Here is a 16,623-nt window from a genome sequence, read left to right on the forward strand (position 1 = left end):
TCGAGCGTAGTCATGTCTATATGTCCTGTCAATCATTCTTTGAGGTTCACGAAGAACAGAAAGGTGGCCGCGATGGCACCCCCTAATGCCCAGGCTCGGCGCCCAACGCTGTACGACGTGGCGAAGCTGGCGGGTGTTTCGCCGTCGTTGGTGTCATTGGTGCTGCAGAATCCGGACAGGGTGAGTGAGAAGCGCCGCGCGGCCGTGCGCAGCGCCATAGCTGAGCTCGGCTACCGGCCCAGCAGGGCCGCCACCGCCCTGGCGAGTAACAGGACCAAAAGCATCGGCCTGGTCATCGACGATTACCGGAACCTTTGGTTTGTGGACCTGCTTCGCGGGATGGAATCGGCACTCACGGAACACGGCTACCAGGTAATGCTTGCCGATTCCCGGCCGGGGGAAAATCGCATCAGGGAAGCGGCTGACGGGTTGCTGGCCATGCATGTCGATGGGCTGGTGATCGCAGCGGAGCCGGCTGGAACCGTGCTGACCGGCACCGGGGTTCCCACCCTTGTGGCCGGCTGGCGGAACGGCGTGCCGGCCGAGGTGGACCTCATTACCAACGACGACGACGCCGGCGGCGCCCTGGCGGCCGAACACTTACTCGGGCTCGGGCACACGAAAATCGGACACCTCACGGGGGCGGGCGGCGCCGCAGCCCATCGCAGGGCGGGCTTCGAAGCCAGGGCCCGGGACTCCGGCGCTGATTTGCGGATCGCGGGGGACTCGGGTGGTACCTCGGAGGAGGATGGCTACGCCTCTGCGTGCTGGCTGTTGGATCACCACCCGGAGACCACGGCGATCTTTGCCGCCAACGACACGATGGCCTTGGGGGCCTTCGGTGCCATCAAGGCCCGCGGCCGGGCAGTTCCGGCGGACATTTCCGTAATCGGCTACGACAACTCCGTCCTGGCGAAGTCACGCTATCTGGAGCTGACCTCCGTGGACAACCGGAGCGACCTGGTGGGCGTGGAGGTGGCAAAAGTGCTGCTGGAGCGCATTGCGGGCCCTTCGGTCAGCCCGCAGCGGAGGCTGATTGACCCGAGCCTGGTGGTCCGCGGCACTACATCCCGGCCCGCCCGGTGAATGTGCCCGGGAAGTAAAATTACGTACAAACATCCTAATGTCAGGACAAAGTATTGACATCTGTGAGTTGAGTCACCATGATCGGTGTAGAGGGCTTTGAGCACCTGCGGAGCTGCAGGGCCGTAACCCCGATCAAAGGAGATAAATCGTGAAGAACTTTTCGTGGCGGAAGGCGGCCCTGGTGGCGGCCGTCGTTCCGATGATGGCTCTCAGTGCTTGTTCCAGCCAGGGCGGCAAAGCCGTCGACACCGGCAACGCGGCCGGCGGCGGCCAGGTCGCCAGCACGGACCGGATCAAGGTGGCCCTCATCACCCACGCTGCGGCGGGCGATACGTTCTGGGACATTGTCCGCAAGGGCGCCGAGGAGGCTTCCTCGAAAGACAACGTGGAGCTGCTCTACACCAGCGATCCCGAAGCAGGGCGGCAGGCGCAGCTTGTCCAGCAGGCCATAGACCAGAAGGTTGACGGCATCGCGGTCACCCTTGCCACCCCGGACGCCCTCAAGGACGTGCTGAAGAAGGCCACCGACGCAGGCATTCCCGTAGTGAGCCTCAACGCGGGCGAGTCCGTCTCGGCGCAGCTTGGCGCCTTCACCCACTTCGGTTCCAATGAGCAGTTGGCAGGCCAGGCCGTGGGCGGCAAGCTCGCGGAGCAGGGCTTCAAGCACCCCGTCTGCGTTATCCAGCAGCAGGGCCACGTGGGCCTTGAAGCACGCTGTGCAGGTGTCAAGGCGAAGGTGCCCGGCACAGAGATCCTCTACGTTGACGGCAAGGACATGACCTCGGTCCAGTCCACGGCAACGGCGAAGCTCCAGGCCGCGAAGGATGCCGATGTGATCATCGGCCTCGGCGCCCCGATCACGCTGACCCTCCTCAAATCGGTCACGGACGCCAGCAGCTCCGCAAAGGTGGCCAGCTTCGACCTCAACGCCGACCTTGCCCAGAAGATCGTGGATGGAACCGTACTCTTCACGGTTGACCAGCAGCCGTGGCTCCAGGGCTACATGTCCGTTGACTCTCTCTGGCAGGCCAAGCGCGGCGGGTTCAAGCTTGGCGGCGGACAGCCGGTTCTGACCGGTCCCACCATCGTGGACAAGGCAAACGCCTCCAACGTTCTCAAATTCGCCCAGCAGGGCGTCCGCTAGATCCAGGCCTCGGGCTGTGCGGCGGATGACCGCCGCACAGCCCGACCAACAAGGAGTTATTCCTATGGCAAATACAGCAACCCTGCCACCGGCACCGGCCCCAGCGGCCGGGACACGTGGTGACGAGCGCATTGGGCAACGTAGCCCGTTCCAAAAACTCCTGGGCCGCCCTGAGGTTGGCGCGCTCGTAGGAGCTGTGGTTCTATTTATCTTCTTCGCGTTGGTGTCCCAGACCTTCACCCAGCCGAACGCGTTGGCGACCATCCTGTATGGCAGTTCCACGATCGGGATCATGGCGGTGGGGGTATCGCTGCTGATGATCGGCGGCGAGTTCGACCTTTCGACCGGCGTCGCGGTGATTTCCTCGGCTCTGACGGCGTCCCTGTTTAGCTGGAATTTCTCGATGAATGCGTGGGTCGGTGTTGGCCTGGCGCTCGTCGTCTCGCTCGGGATCGGGTTTATTAACGGCTGGATCCTGATCAAGACGAAGCTGCCCAGCTTCATCGTGACCCTGGCGACGTTCCTGATGCTGACCGGGTTGAACCTGGCCCTGACCCGGCTGATCGGCGGCTCGGTGTCTTCGCCGTCGATTTCGAAGCTGGACGGTTTCGACTCGGCCCGGGCGGTGTTTGCTTCCTCGATCAGTGTGGGTGGCGTCGAGGTCAAGATCACCGTGTTTTTCTGGATCATCCTGGTCGCGGTGGCCTCGTGGGTGCTGCTGCGCACGAAGGTGGGGAACTGGATCTTCGCGGCCGGCGGCGACGCGAATGCTGCCCGCGCTGTCGGTGTCCCCGTCACCAAGACCAAGATCGGCCTGTTCATGGCAGTGGGTTTTTGCGGCTGGATCCTGGGCATGCACAACCTGTTCGCCTTCGATGCGGTGCAGTCAGGGGAGGGTGTGGGCAACGAGTTCCTGTACATCATCGCCGCGGTGATCGGCGGCTGCCTGCTGACCGGCGGCTACGGCTCGGCGGTGGGCGGCGCGATCGGCGCGTTTATCTTCGGCATGGCCAACAAGGGCATCGTGTATGCGCAGTGGAACCCGGACTGGTTCAAGTTCTTCCTGGGCCTGATGCTGCTGCTGGCCACCATCGTGAACCTCATCGTCAAGCGCCGCGCGGAACTCAAGTAAAGGGGCCGGAGAGAATGAACGCCAACCAGATCGACCAGCAGACCCTGCTGCACAATGAAACGGATCCGCTGACCCACACCCCGGTCCACCTGCTCTCCCTGGAGGGCGTGGGCAAGCACTACGGGAATATCATCGCCTTGAGTGATGTGACCATGGCGGTCGATAACGGCCGTGTCACCTGCGTGCTGGGAGATAACGGCGCCGGCAAGTCCACGCTGATCAAAATCATCGCCGGCCTGCACCAGCATGACGAGGGCGTGCTGAACATCATGGGTGAGGAACGGAAGTTCAGTTCGCCCCGTGACGCCCTCGACGTCGGGATCGCCACCGTCTACCAGGACCTGGCCGTCGTGCCCCTGATGCCGATCTGGCGGAACTTCTTCCTCGGCTCGGAACTGACCTCCGGGTTCGGGCCGTTCAAGAGCCTGGATGTCCAGCAGATGAAGGACATCACCAAGAAGGAACTCGCGGACATGGGCATTGACCTGCGCGACGTGGAGCAGCCCATCGGCCAGCTCTCCGGCGGTGAGCGCCAGTGCGTGGCGATCGCCCGGGCCGTGTACTTCGGGGCGAAGGTCCTGATCCTGGACGAGCCCACGGCGGCCCTGGGTGTGAAGCAGTCCGGCGTGGTCCTGCGCTACATCCTGCAGGCCCGCGACCGCGGCCTCGGGGTCATCTTCATCACCCACAACCCGCACCACGCCTTTCCCGTGGGGGACCGGTTCCTGCTGCTCAAGCGCGGCAAGTCAATCGGCTACTACGACAAAAAAGACATCACCCTGGACGAACTCACCGCCCAGATGGCAGGCGGTGCCGAACTCGCCGAACTCGCCCACGAACTCGAACAACTCGGCGGCCACAACGAGGCCCTCAAGGAAGTCCAGGCCGAAGTCGCCGACGTCACCGACACCGCCCCGCCAGGGGGCCCGAAGCACGCTTAGGGCAGAGCGACCCCGGGGGGTACTCCGGACACCCCGGGAGTACCCCGTTGTGCGCCTGCGCCCTGCTTCGGGACGAGACACACGAACATCAACGAAGGGAACATCATGCCGATCCGGGTAGGTGTCATTGGCGCCGGAATCATGGGCGCGGACCACATCAGGAACCTCTCCTCCAACATCGGTGGTGCCGAGGTCACCTTCGTGGCAGATCTGGATGCTGACCGCGCCGCTGCGGCAGCGCCGTCGTCGGCACGCATCACCACCGACCCCTCGGAGCTGATCCACTCCAGCGAGGTGGACGCCGTGGTGGTGGCCTCACACGACTCCACCCACGCCGGCCTGGTCCTGGAGTGCTTCGAGACGATGACGCCGGTGCTGTGCGAAAAGCCGCTGGCACCCACCGTCCTGGAAAGCCTGGAAGTGGTGGCTGCGGACGCCGATATGGTGGCCGCGACGGGAGCGTCCCTGCTTTCGCTCGGTTTCATGCGGCGCTTCGACCCGGGCTACGTGGCACTGCGGCAGGCCGTGCGGGGACGGGCGCAGGGCGGGCCGCTGATGGTCCACTGCATCAGCCGGAACGCCGCCGCGGCTCCCGGCACCACGGCGGAATCGGCCATCACCAACTCGGCCATCCATGAGCTGGACATCATTCCCTGGCTGCTGGGCTCTCCCATCACGGAAGTGTCCTGGCAGGCCGGCAACAGCACCCGGCACGCGGAGGCCGGTCTGCCGGACCCGGCATTCATGACGCTCCGGACCGCCGACGGAACCCTCACCACCCTGGAACTGTTCCTGAATGCCCAGTACGGCTACACCACCCGTTGCGAGGTTGTTTCGGAGCGCGGCATCACGGCACTGCAGAACTCCGCCCTGCTGGGCATCGAGCAGGAAGGAACCAGGCAGGAGCAGATCCCTGCGGACTGGCGACCCCGCTTCGCCGACGCGTACCGGCTGCAGCTGCAGGCCTGGATCTCTGCGCTTGCCGCGGGAGACAAGCCTTCCCTCGCCGGTGCCCAGGACGGACTGAACGCCGCACTCGTCGCCCAAGCCATGATCCAGTCGCTGCACAGCGACGGGACGGCCACGAAGGTCAAGTATCTATGACCGCCACCGCCCTCCCGTCGTCCAGGGTCCCGGACTCCCGTGACGCCCCCGTGCTGCGCTGGGGCATCATGGGCCCGGGCTGGATCGCCGAACGCTTCACCGAATCCCTCCAGGCGCACACCGGACAGGTGATTGGCGCCGTCGGGTCCCGGTCACTGAACAGGTCCAAGGCCTTCGCGGACACGTTCAACGTGCCGGCCGCGTACGGGAGCTATGAGGAACTGGCCGCGGCCCCGGACATCGACATCGTCTACGTGTGCACGCCGCACACCGGCCACCACGCCGCCGCACTGCTGGCCATCGAGGCGGGCAAGCACGTGCTGGTCGAGAAACCGCTCGGCCTCAACGCGGACCAGGCACGCGATATTGCCGGCCGGGCCGAGGCCGCCGGCGTGTTCGCCGCGGAGGCCATGTGGACGTTCTTCCTGCCGAAGTTCGATGTGATCCGCCAGATCCTCGACGCCGGCACCCTGGGGACCATCACCACAGTGGTTGCGGAGTATGGCGAGCACTTCGACCCCGCCCACCGCATCTTCAATCCTGACCTCGCCGGCGGCCCGCTGCTGGACCTGGGCACGTATCCACTGGCACTGGTGACCGAGGTGCTGGGCAGCCCGCAGCAACTGGCTGCCATGGGTCAGCCGCACCAGTCCGGCGTGAATGCCCAGCTGTCCGCGATGATGACGTTCGACGGCAGCGCGCAGGCCATGGTGAACACTCACGTGCACAACTTCACGCCCACGGCAGCCATAGTGGTGGGCTCAAAGGCGACACTGACCATCGACGGGCCCTTCAACATGCCCGGCGGCTTCGAGGTCCGCTTCCCCGACGGCACCCGCCTTCGCCATGACGAACCCGCGGGCGGCCACTTCGAAGGCCTGCACTATGAGGCCGCGGCCGTTGCACGGGCCATCGGCGCAGGCAGCCGGGAAGCCAGCCAACGGACACTGGCTGCCTCCATCCGCACCTTGGAAGTGGCCGATCAGATCCGCAGCCAGCTCGGCCTGGTGTTCCGCGGCGAAGCAACCACGGCCGCGGCCCGGCACTAATTCTCCCAAACCAGCGACACCATCCACGCGCCAGCCCCATGAAAGGACCAGCCCATGGCTTATCTCACCCCCACCCCCGCCCCCAACCCGGCCCCGGTACGGATCGGCCTCATCGGCTCGGGCTGGATGGGCGCGTTCCACGCTGAAAGCATTGCCCGCCGGGTCCCGGATGCGGTGCTCGCCGCCATCGCCGACCCAAACGTTGAATCTGCCCAGGCGCTCGCCGCCTCGCTCGGCACAACCAAAGTCACGGCCAGTGCCGAGGACATCCTGGCCGATCCCGCGATCGATGCCGTGATCATCGCCAGTCCGGCCCGTTTTCATGCCGCCCTGACCAGCAAGGCAGCCGCCGCCGGGAAACACGTGTTCTGCGAAAAGCCTGCGGCGCAGGACCTTGACGAGCTCGACGCCGCCCTTGCCGCCGTGGAGGCCGCCGGGGTGCACTTCCAAATAGGCTTCAACCGCCGCTACGCCGACGACTTCCAGGCGGCCAAGAAGGACCTTGCCGCAGGGACGGCGGGCACGCCGCAGCTCCTGCGCTCGCTCACGCGCGATCCGGGGACCGGCAGCATCCCGAACGCCGCGAGGGTACCGGCCTGGACCATTTTCCTGGAAACCCTCATCCACGACTTCGACACCCTGAACTGGTTCAATGAGGGCGCTGAGCCCGTGGAGGTCTACGCCGTGGCCGACGCCCTGGTGGAACCCGCCCTGCGCGACCAAGGCTTCCTGGACACCGCCGTGGTCACCGTCCGCTACAGCAACGGCGCCATCGCCGTGGCGGAAGCGAACTTCAGCGCCCTCTATGGCTACGACGTCCGGGGTGAGGTCTTCGGTTCAAAGGGCATGGTCCAGGCCGGCCGGTCCACCGAAACAGCGGCCCGCCGCTACACGGCCGACGGCCTCTCCGCGGACACTCCGCGGCTCAACGTGGAACTCTTCCGCCAGGCCTATACGGATGAACTCGCCGACTTCACCGCCGCGGTGCGGTCACGGCGCGACGGTACGCCGCCGCCGTCGGCCGATTTCACGCTGACCCCGGGACCGGCAGACGCGCGCCGTGCCCTCGCCATGGCACTGGCCTGCATCGATTCCGTGAAGCAGGGCGCTCCCGCGGCTGTTCCTTCGGCGGCGAAGGTGAGGCCATGATGCGGCTGGCTGTCTGCGCGGAGATGGTGTTCACGGACCTGCCTTTCACCGAGCGCGTGCGGCGGATCCACGATGCCGGGTTCGACGTTGAACTGTGGGACTCCCGCACCAAGGACGTGAAGGCGCTGGCGGCAAGCGGCGCGGTCTTTTCCTCCATGACGGGATACACCGCGGGCAGCCTGGTGGATCCGGACACTGCCGACGACGTCGTCCGTACGGCTGAGTCACTGATCCCCACGGCCCTGGAGCTCGGTGTCAGCCGCTTGGTGGTGCACTCCGCGGAACTGGTGGACGGGAAGGCCGCACATCCCGTCTTCAGGTCCACCGGCCGCATGTGGATCACGGGGGCCAGGACCCTGGAGCGCCTGGGAGCGCTGGGAGCGAAGCACCGGGTGACTTTTTGTCTGGAGAACCTCAACACGGTCCTGGACCACCCCGGCATCCCGCTGGCCCGTGCCAAGGACACGCTGGCCCTGGTGGAAGCGACCGGGCACCCCAACGTGAAGCTCATGCTGGACCTCTACCACGCGCAGCTGGGCGAGGGGAACCTGATTGAACTGGTGCGGACCGCCCTGCCGCACATCGGCGAGATCCAGGTGGCGGATGTCCCTGGCCGCTGTGAGCCCGGCACCGGCGAAGTCAACTACCAGGCTGTCGCCCGGGCGCTCGCCGACGCCGGCTACGACGGCACCGTCGGACTGGAAGCATGGGCCAGCGGCGACAGTGAGGCCGCCCTGGCAGCGTTCCGGGCAGCCTTCACCGACCGGCCGGCACCCGTCCGGCCGGTCACGATCCCTTAGCACTTCAACCTACGAAGGAACACTATGAAGGATGTCATTCTCGGCCTGGTGGGGGTGGGACGCATCGGCGTGATGCACGCCAACAACATTGCCTCGCTCAACGGGGTGCTGAACCCGCAGGGGATCAGCGCCCGGCTCAGGCTCACGGATGTTGCGGAAGATCACGCACGCAACATCGCCGGAGGCCTCGGCGCGGAGTTCCTGCCCTCCGTGGCGGACCTGATCGCCTCGGGCGTGGACGGCCTGGTGATTGCCACCGGAACCGCGACCCACCCCGAACTCATCAGGGCCGGAGTGGATGCCGGCATTCCGGTGTTCTGCGAGAAGCCGGTAGCCATGAACGTAGCCGACGCGTTGCCGGTGCTGGACTATATCGGGAACAACAATGGCGTGGTGCAGATCGGCCACCAGCGCCGCTTCGACGCCGGCTACCTCGAAGCCAAACGCGCCTACCAGGCCGGCGAGCTGGGCTGGATCCACTCGCTGCGCGCCGTCACCTGCGACATGACGCCCCCGCCGGTGGAATTCCTGGCCACGTCCGGCGGATTGTTCCGGGACTGCTCGGTCCACGACTTCGACATCCTGCGCTGGCTGACCGGCCGCGACATTGTGGAAGTCTATGCGAAGGGCTCCAACAACGGTGATCCGGCCATCGGCGACGTGGGCGACGTGGATACGGCCTTGGCCGTGATCACGTTCGACGACGGCACCGTGGGAACGGTCTCCGCCAGCCGCTACAACGGGGCCGGCCACGATGTCCGTCTGGAGATCCAGGGATCCAACCGGACAGTCATGGTGGGCCTGGATTCGAAGTCGGCGCTGGCCTCGGCCGAAGCCGGGATCACCTTTCCCGACGGCGAACCGCACCAGACCTTCGCGGAGCGCTTCGACCAGGCGTACCGGTCCGAGATGGCTGCGTTTGTGGAGCTGATCCTGGGCGAGCGGGAAAACCCGTGCACGCCCCAGGACGCGGTGGCCGCATCCCGCGTGGCCGATGCTGCCCAGGAATCCCTGGTGACGGGCGCGCCCGTCAAAGTGGCGCTGCCAATGGCCACCTGATTGCCGCCAGTTACGCACAATGCCCCGCCGGAACCTGTTCCGGCGGGGCATTGTTTTCCGCTGCTATGCCGTAAACGGCAACCGGGGATCGATGTCCTGCCCGTCCCAGCTTTGCCGCACCCAGCCGTGGTGGGGGTCGTCGCTGATGAGCCATTCCCGCACCGGGCCGGGACCGGCCATGACGTTGAGGTAGTACAGGTCGTAGCCGGGTGCCGCCATGGCAGGGCCGTGCCAGCCGTAGGGGACCAGCACCACGTCGCCGGTGCGGACCTCGGCGGCCACGTCGATGGGGCGCTCATCCGAGGCGTAAACGCGTTGGTAGCCGATGGCGTCGGCGTCGGCAGGTGCCCCGGAGCCTGCGGACACCCGGGTCTCGAAGTAGTAGATCTCCTCGAGGTTTGTTTCGCCGTCCTTCTCCTCATCATGCTTGTGCGGGGGATAGGAGGACCAGTTGCCGGCCGGAGTGAGGACTTCGCAGACAATAAACCGGTCCGCCTCCAGGGCCGCCGGGGTGCCGAAGTTGTGGACCTGGCGGGAGCAGTTTCCGGCGCCGCGCAGTTCCACGGGTGTCTCCGCGGCGGTGACCAGGCGCGTGGGGTACGCGGCCTTCGCCGGGGCGGTCGCGACGGCCACGCGGCCGCCGTCGGCTGAGCTGATGGTAACGGCTTTGCCGGTACCGGAGTACAGCACGTCGCTGGGCCCGTGGAACACCGAGGTTCGCCCCGCAAGGGGGTAGTCCACGCCGTCCACCGTCGCGGTGAAGGCGCCGTTGAGCGGAATCACGATGCGTTCCTCGCCGGCCGCCGGCAGGCTGACGGCGGCGCCCGCGGCGAGGGTGGCCACCTTCAGTCCCGTATGGGCCCAGCCTTCCACGGCTGTGGCGGAATCTGAGGTGCCGAGGGAGATGTCCCAGTTGCCGTCAGTGGCGGAGCCCAGGGGGTAGACCCAGTTGGTCATGGCAAAAGTCCTTGCGTTAGCGCTGTACGAGTGTCATTTCAAAGCTGTAGGAATCGGCGCGGTAGACGTGGTGGCCGGTCTCCACGCGCCGCCCCGTATCGTCCACAGCGGTGCGTTCCATGGTCACCAGGGCCGCGTTCACTTCCGTCTCAAGCAGCGGTGCCTGATAGTCGTTGGCGATCATGGCGCCGATCCGCTGGGTGGCCAGGCGGAAGTTGACGCCGCCCCGGCGCAGGATGGAGTAGAGCCCTTCCGCGGCGAGCATGGCCTCATCCATGGTGGCGATGTCATCGCGGACCCAGTTCTCCATCAGAGCCAGCGGCTTGCCGCCCACCTTGCGCAGCCGGGTGAAGTGGTAGACCTTCGAGCCGGCGGGCAGTTGCAGGGTGGCCAGGGTGGCGGCGTCGGCTTCCATGTGGGAGAAGCTCAGCACCTCGGTGGTGGGTTTTTTGCCGTTGTTCGTGAGGTCGTCAAACAGGCTGGACAGTTCCAGCGGGCGGCGGACCTGGCTGGACACCACCTGCGTTCCCACGCCCCGCTTGCGGACCAGCAGGCCGGAGCGGACCAATTCGTCCATGGCCTTGCGCATGGTGGGCCGGGACAGGTTGAGCTGTGCCGCGAGGTCGATTTCGTTGTCGAGCCGGCTGCCCGGTTCCAGGACTCCGCTGTGGATGGCCGCCTCTATCCCCTGAACCACCTGGTGATACAAGGGGATGGGGGAGGAGCGGTCGATGGTGAGACCAAGTTGATTCGCCACTGAATGTTCCCCGTGTTCCAGGGCCCAACTGGGCGCCGCCCACCGGGACGTGCCGAGTATGTCACCCTTTGTTCTTTTGATAGGACATGAGCCCTTTTCTTGATGTTATCAGGCGTCCAGCGAAGGTCAAGGGCGGATAATCGGCTAACCGCCTACAAAATCGGCCGTGAGTATTGTCCTGACGTCAGACCAGGATCCGGGCACTCTCCTGGAGCGCCTCTTCGTGCGCGCGACGGCGGACGGTCGCCTTCCACCGAAGGGAACCGTCCGCCGTCGTGCTTTCGTGGTCCTAGACTTTCGCGCCGCTGAGCAGCTCGTCAAGCCGCTCGTAGCCTTCTGTCAGGCCGCCTTCCATGCCGGACTGGGCCATGCCGTCGCGGGCTTCCACGCTGGGGTAAACCGAGTGGCCGCGCAAGCGCGTGCGCCCGTTGCCGAGGTCTTCAAAAGTCATGAATTCGAGGCTGACCACGTCCGGGTAGCCACCGAACTCGAAGGTCTGGATGGCGAACTCATTTTCCCGGACCGTGTGGAAGACGCCGCTGAACTCGTAGGCCACGCCATCGGGCCCGGTGTGCAGGTAGCTGTAGGTGCCGCCGGTCCGGAAGTCGTAGTGGTCAATCTCCATCTTCAGGCCGCGCGGACCGAGCCATTGGGTAATCAGGGCGGGGTCCTTGTGGGCGCGGAAGACGTCCGCCACGGGGAACTCGAACTCGCGGTCGTAGTCGATGAAGGGGAGTCCCTCAGGAACGCTGAGGTTCAGTGGATTGCTCATGATGATTCCTTGGGGTGTGCGCCGCCGGTTGCGGCGACGGATCGGAGCACGGCGTCGAGGCCGCGGAACTGCTCTTCGCGGACCAGCCGGTACTGGTCGATCCACGCTGTGAGTGCCTCCAGCCGTGCGGGATTCAGATGGACGGGCCGGCGCTGGGCGTCACGCGTGCGGGTGACGAGCCCGGCCTGCTCGAGGACCTGGATGTGCTTCGAGACCGCCTGTTTGCTGATCGCGAAGGGTTCCGCCAGTTCGTTGACTGTGGCCTGCCCCCGGCTCAGCCGGGCAACGATCTGCCGCCGCACGGGATCGGCCAGGGCCATAAAGGCCGAGTCCAGGGTGCCGTCGTCGGAGTCCATTGTGCTGCGGGCCTTTCATTTCCATCTCAACCCATTGATCAACCTGGTTGTTGATCAACTAATTGATTGATTACAAATTTACGCCCGCGCCAGGCTACGGTCAAGGGGTCTGCGCGGGGGTGGGACGATCAGGGCTGCGAGTTCCGGAATGTCATGCGCCGCTGCCGGCGCACGCTCCGGCTCAGGCGCGGACGCCGCCGTCGGACGCGGTTGGAACGCAGCATGGGGAACAGCTACCCCAGCCATAGAGGCCCTAGGCTGGGGGCATGAACAACCGCTACCTGGTGTCCCGTGAGAGATTCATCCCCGCAGCACCGGAACAGATCTTTGAGGTACTGGCCACGCCGGCGCTGCACAGCGTGATCGATGGCTCCGGCACCGTCAAGGGCGCCCAGCCGCGCGGTCCGGAGCGGCTGGTCCTCGGTGCGCGGTTCGGCATGGAGATGAACATGAAAGTGGACTACAAAATCCTCAACACGGTCTGCGAATTCGAGGAAGGCCGGCGTATTGCCTGGCGCCACTTCTACGGCCATATCTGGCGCTACCTCCTTGAGCCGGCCACGGATGCCGCCGGTACGGCCGGGACGCGCGTCACCGAACAGTGGGACGCCAGGGCGGTCCGGGGCAAGTTCTTCCTGCGGCTGGCCGGCTACCTGCGCCGCCACCCTGCCAGCATCGAGGAGACCCTGCTCAGGCTGGAGCAACACGTCACGGGCACTGCCGGACTCTCCCGCTAGGTTTACGGAATGAACCGTGCCGGCGGTCTGGTCCCCAGCCCGCGGACCATCGAGGTCGAAAGCCTTGAGGGCTTCGACCGCCTGGTGGCGGCCGGCGCCGTGTCGATGCGCGGCTGGCACGCCCAGTCCCTGGACCTGCGCGGCCGGACGGCCGCGCTGGAAAGACTGGACGCGGAAGGCGCCATTTTCCTCGGCTGTACCTTCGATCAGGACGTCGAAGCAGGACTGCGGCGCCGCGGTGCCCTGATTTTTCCCAAGCTTGAAGGTGTGCCGTTTGATCCTTACCGGGCAGGGCTGTACACCCCGCAGGAACTGTACGCCGGACTGGATCACGCACCCTATGAGGAACTTCCGGATGCCCTGGTGTATCACTGGAGCATCCGTCCCGGGCAGCGGCACCGGCTGGACGCCACCCTGGCATCGGCGCTGCACGATCACGCCATCGGCGACGCACTGGACGAGTTCATGCGCTCGGAGCTCCGCGCGGGCCGGGCCACAGTAGGGGTGATGGGCGGCCACACAGCCCGCCGCGGCACCCTGGAATTCGCCCAGGCCGCAGCGCTGGGACGGCTCCTCGCCCAGACCGGCAGGCTGGTGGCAACAGGCGGCGGTCCGGGCGCCATGGAGGCCGCCAACCTCGGCGCCTACCTCAGCGGAATTCCCGACGCGGGGTTCCAGGAGGTGCTGGCCGGGCTTGGGGCCGTGCCCGGCTTCCGGCCCTCGGTGTCCGCCTGGGCACGCGAGGCGGCGGCCGTCGTCGAACGTTATCCGGACGGAACCCCCTCGTTGGGTGTCCCCACCTGGTTCTACGGGCATGAGCCGCCCAACTACTTCGCCACGCACATCGCCAAGTACTTCGCCAATTCAATCCGGGAGGCGATCCTGCTGGAACTGTGCGACGGCGGAGTGATCTTCCTGCCCGGAGCGGCAGGTACCGTGCAGGAAATCTTCCAGGACGCATGCGAAAACTATTACAGTTCCCGGGAAGCAGTCACTCCCATGGTGCTGGTTGGCAGGCGCCATTGGGAGCAGGAACTGCCCGCGTGGCCGATGTTGCACCGGCTCGCGGCAGGCAGGCCCATGGCAGACCGGATCTTCCTTGTGGACAGCGTGGCCGAAGCACTCGCCGTGCTGGGCGTTTAGCCCACCACAGCGTTAGCCCACCACCGTGCCGAAGGCGAGGCCCAGGACGTAGGTCACGGCGGCCGCCCCCAGGCCAATGGCGAGCTGGCGCAGGCCGCGGCTCAGAGGCGAGGTCCCGGACAGCAGCCCGACGATGCCGCCGGTTACCAGCAGCGCCAGCCCCACGAGCACGCCGGCCACCGCCAGGGCGGGCACGCCGGTCAGGCCGAACAGGAACGGCAGGATGGGCACCACGGCGCCGGAGGCGAAGAAGCAGAAGCTGGACAGTGCGGCGCCCCACGCGGTCCCCACGGCTTCGTGCTCGTCCTCGGTCTCGGGAAGCTCGGGCTGAAGGGACAGGCTGGGATCGCAGTCGCAGTTGAGCAGCCCCATGCGTTCGGCAACGCGGTGTTCGGCTGCTTCGCGGGACATCCCACGCGCCAGATAGACAAGCAGGAGCTCGTTGTGTTCGAGGTCCAGGTTCGGCGCGGCGGCGAGCGTGATCTGCGTGGGCCGGGTGGCCGCCAGCAGCTCCCGCTGGGAGCGCACGGAAACGAACTCTCCGGCCGCCATGGACATGGCGCCGGCCAGGAGTCCGGCGATGCCGCTGAGAAGCACCACACCGCTGGCCACCCCGGAAGCGGCCATGCCCACCACGAGCGAGAGGTTGCTGACCAGGCCGTCGTTTGCCCCGAAGACGGCGGCCCGGAAAGTCCCGGCAAGCCGGTTGCGGCCCCGGGTGGCCAGGCCGCGGACCACTTCCTCGTGGATCTGTTCATCTGCCGCCATGGCGTCCGTGGCGTTGGGATCCTTGGCGTAGGGCGAGCGGCCCTCGGCGCGCTGGGCCAGTGCCAGGACGAAGACCGAACCGAAGTGGCGGGCCAGGAAGCCCAGCAGCTGGCTGCGGAAGGACGCGGGCCGCGGCTTGCCTGCGTGCTCACCGAGGAGCTGGAGCCAGTGGGCCTCGTGCCGGCCTTCGGCTTCGGCCAGGGCCAGCAGGATGTCGCGCTCTTCGCCGTCACGGTTTTGTGCCAGATCGCGATAGACGGCGGCCTCTGCGCGTTCATCCGCCAGGTACTGGCGCCAGCGGCGGAGGTCGGCCGGGGTGGGCTTGCCGGTTCCCGGCGGCGCCTGGTCTGTCGGCTTGGATTGGTTTGAATGGGTGGGGTGAGACACTGGAACTCCTGTGCTGGATAGGGCATGGTTCGGCCCCATTGCAGCGTCCAGACTACCGCGTTAAACCGCGGATTTTCGGCTGGCAGACCTCACTGCCGGGTTTCGGTTTACCTCAAAATCGGCGGCGGTACGGGCCACTCCCGAGGGGGTGCCAAAGGCCCTTGACCGGGCTGGCGGGCGGTGCTCTGATGAAGATGTGGAGCTTGGTGGCTCCCACTGCATGAGCACGTCAGGCGATCAAACGGAGGTTGAATCATGAACACCGCCGGACCCCAACCGGACATGCCGCACCTGGACGCAGTAGAAGCGGATCCCGCTTACGACTACGCAGAGGATGTCCCCATCAACGAAGACGAGTGGGATGCCGAGGACGAGTTCCTGGACGCCGAAGAAGCCGTGATCCCCACACCCCCGGTGGAAGTAGACGCCGAGGAACGCGTGGTTCCGCTGGATGACGACGAATTCCGCGAGGCCGAATCGGACACTGAATAGAACGGACGACGGCGGCACTTTCGGTTTCCCTGCGACGGAACCGAGGTGCCGCCGTCGTGCGCCTGCCGTTGCGGACGCTGTTTGACTGCCGCGGTGCGTGCCGCGGTCTGCCGGCGGTTGGCCACTAGGATTGCTCCAGAGATGGGGCCGGACCGCCGGCCACGAAAGGTCCGCACATGAAGGCACTGCCAGTCGAGCCGAGCAACGTTCCGGTGGCCATCGGGTCCAGAATCCGCGCTGCCCGGCAGTCGCAGCGTCTGACCATAGAACAGGTTGCCGACGCCACCGGCCTGACCAAGGGATTTCTCAGCCGCGTGGAGCGGGACCTGACCTCCCCCTCCGTGGCCTCGCTGGTGACCTTGTGCCAGGTTCTCTCCATCTCCATCGGCGACCTGTTCGCCGCCCCGGAAACCCATCTGACCAGGCGGGATGAAGGTCCCCGGATCTCGCTCGGCGGCGAAGGCATCGTGGAGCGGTTGCTGACTGCCCGCTCCGAACGGCGCATCCAGATCATCCAGGCCGTCATCGCGCCGCACGGCCGGGGCGAAGCCGAACTGTATGCCGTGGACTGCGACGTTGACGTCCTGCATGTGGTCAAGGGCAGCATCCGCCTGATCATGACAAACGAGGAATTCGACCTCACCTCCGGCGACACCGTGACGTTTCCGGGCCGCGAACCCCATACATGGGTTAATCCGACCAACGAACCGGTGGAGGTTCTCTGGGTCCTGGTACCCGCCGCCAGCCGCTGACAGGACGGGCTGTGGAGTAAACACTTGGTGCGCATAGG

The 16,623-nt window shown here is 66.1% G+C and carries 18 protein-coding genes; 13 read left to right on the forward strand and 5 right to left on the reverse strand.

The features are described 5' to 3' along the window. The first annotated feature begins 72 nt into the window (after positions 1-72). From SBP01_RS04155 to SBP01_RS04195, 9 genes are all read left to right on the forward strand, one after another. Positions 73-1,086, forward strand: a complete 1,014-nt coding sequence (locus tag SBP01_RS04155) for a LacI family DNA-binding transcriptional regulator (protein ID WP_320537574.1) — start codon at positions 73-75, stop codon at positions 1,084-1,086. Between the two features lie 148 nt (positions 1,087-1,234). Then, positions 1,235-2,230, forward strand: coding sequence for a substrate-binding domain-containing protein (locus SBP01_RS04160; RefSeq protein ID WP_320537575.1), 996 nt, complete (start codon positions 1,235-1,237; stop codon positions 2,228-2,230). 64 nt (positions 2,231-2,294) lie between these two features. Beyond that, positions 2,295-3,362 carry an ABC transporter permease gene (locus SBP01_RS04165; RefSeq protein ID WP_275214526.1) on the forward strand — a complete coding sequence of 356 codons (1,068 nt, stop codon included), beginning with the start codon at positions 2,295-2,297 and terminating at the stop codon, positions 3,360-3,362. A gap of 14 nt (positions 3,363-3,376) precedes the next feature. Further along, positions 3,377-4,303, forward strand: coding sequence for an ATP-binding cassette domain-containing protein (locus SBP01_RS04170; protein ID WP_275214525.1), 927 nt, complete (start codon positions 3,377-3,379; stop codon positions 4,301-4,303). A 105-nt stretch (positions 4,304-4,408) separates the two neighbouring features. Next, on the forward strand, positions 4,409-5,407 hold the full coding sequence (locus SBP01_RS04175; RefSeq protein ID WP_320537576.1) for a Gfo/Idh/MocA family oxidoreductase: 999 nt from the start codon (positions 4,409-4,411) through the stop codon (positions 5,405-5,407). After that, entirely contained in the window at positions 5,404-6,456 is a 1,053-nt protein-coding gene (locus SBP01_RS04180; protein ID WP_320537577.1) for a Gfo/Idh/MocA family oxidoreductase, read from the forward strand. The genes SBP01_RS04175 and SBP01_RS04180 overlap by 4 nt, the downstream gene beginning before the upstream one ends. 54 nt (positions 6,457-6,510) lie before the next feature. Continuing rightward, a complete protein-coding gene (locus tag SBP01_RS04185; protein ID WP_320537578.1) occupies positions 6,511-7,605 on the forward strand; it encodes a Gfo/Idh/MocA family oxidoreductase in 1,095 nt (364 codons plus the stop codon). Further along, entirely contained in the window at positions 7,605-8,405 is an 801-nt protein-coding gene (locus SBP01_RS04190; protein WP_320538282.1) for a TIM barrel protein, read from the forward strand. The genes SBP01_RS04185 and SBP01_RS04190 overlap by 1 nt, the downstream gene beginning before the upstream one ends. Before the next feature lie 24 nt (positions 8,406-8,429). Next, a complete protein-coding gene (locus SBP01_RS04195) occupies positions 8,430-9,464 on the forward strand; it encodes a Gfo/Idh/MocA family oxidoreductase (protein WP_320537579.1) in 1,035 nt (344 codons plus the stop codon). Positions 9,465-9,527: 63 nt separating this feature from the next. Here the strand turns inward: SBP01_RS04195 and iolB are convergent, their stop codons facing one another. The 4 genes from iolB to SBP01_RS04215 all read right to left on the reverse strand — a co-directional run bounded on the left by iolB (position 9,528) and on the right by SBP01_RS04215 (position 12,306). Continuing rightward, a complete protein-coding gene (gene iolB, locus SBP01_RS04200; protein WP_275214519.1) occupies positions 9,528-10,421 on the reverse strand; it encodes a 5-deoxy-glucuronate isomerase in 894 nt (297 codons plus the stop codon). A gap of 16 nt (positions 10,422-10,437) precedes the next feature. Then, entirely contained in the window at positions 10,438-11,178 is a 741-nt protein-coding gene (locus SBP01_RS04205; RefSeq protein ID WP_320537580.1) for a GntR family transcriptional regulator, read from the reverse strand. 289 nt (positions 11,179-11,467) lie between these two features. Then, positions 11,468-11,950: an SRPBCC family protein gene (locus tag SBP01_RS04210; RefSeq protein ID WP_275214517.1), complete on the reverse strand. Its 483-nt coding sequence runs from the start codon at positions 11,948-11,950 to the stop codon at positions 11,468-11,470. After that, positions 11,947-12,306, reverse strand: coding sequence for a metalloregulator ArsR/SmtB family transcription factor (locus SBP01_RS04215; protein WP_320537581.1), 360 nt, complete (start codon positions 12,304-12,306; stop codon positions 11,947-11,949). Before SBP01_RS04215 ends, SBP01_RS04210 begins: the two co-directional genes overlap by 4 nt. Positions 12,307-12,572: 266 nt before the next feature. Between SBP01_RS04215 and SBP01_RS04220 the strand changes: the two genes are divergently transcribed. After that, on the forward strand, positions 12,573-13,043 hold the full coding sequence (locus SBP01_RS04220; RefSeq protein WP_275214513.1) for an SRPBCC family protein: 471 nt from the start codon (positions 12,573-12,575) through the stop codon (positions 13,041-13,043). A gap of 9 nt (positions 13,044-13,052) precedes the next feature. Next, positions 13,053-14,186: a Rossmann fold nucleotide-binding protein gene (locus SBP01_RS04225; protein WP_320537582.1), complete on the forward strand. Its 1,134-nt coding sequence runs from the start codon at positions 13,053-13,055 to the stop codon at positions 14,184-14,186. Positions 14,187-14,198: 12 nt separating this feature from the next. Here the strand turns inward: SBP01_RS04225 and SBP01_RS04230 are convergent, their stop codons facing one another. After that, positions 14,199-15,380: a VIT1/CCC1 transporter family protein gene (locus tag SBP01_RS04230; protein WP_414004261.1), complete on the reverse strand. Its 1,182-nt coding sequence runs from the start codon at positions 15,378-15,380 to the stop codon at positions 14,199-14,201. A 216-nt stretch (positions 15,381-15,596) separates the two neighbouring features. Here SBP01_RS04230 and SBP01_RS04235 point away from each other — a divergent pair, with 216 nt between their 5' ends. Together SBP01_RS04235 and SBP01_RS04240 are read left to right on the forward strand one after the other, a co-directional pair. After that, positions 15,597-15,833: a hypothetical protein gene (locus tag SBP01_RS04235; RefSeq protein WP_275214510.1), complete on the forward strand. Its 237-nt coding sequence runs from the start codon at positions 15,597-15,599 to the stop codon at positions 15,831-15,833. Positions 15,834-16,009: 176 nt separating this feature from the next. Next, positions 16,010-16,585, forward strand: coding sequence for a helix-turn-helix domain-containing protein (locus SBP01_RS04240; RefSeq protein WP_275214509.1), 576 nt, complete (start codon positions 16,010-16,012; stop codon positions 16,583-16,585). Positions 16,586-16,623 lie beyond the last annotated feature (38 nt).

The sequence above is a fragment of the Pseudarthrobacter sp. IC2-21 genome (genome assembly GCF_034048115.1).
Lineage (GTDB): Bacteria > Actinomycetota > Actinomycetes > Actinomycetales > Micrococcaceae > Arthrobacter > Arthrobacter naphthalenicus.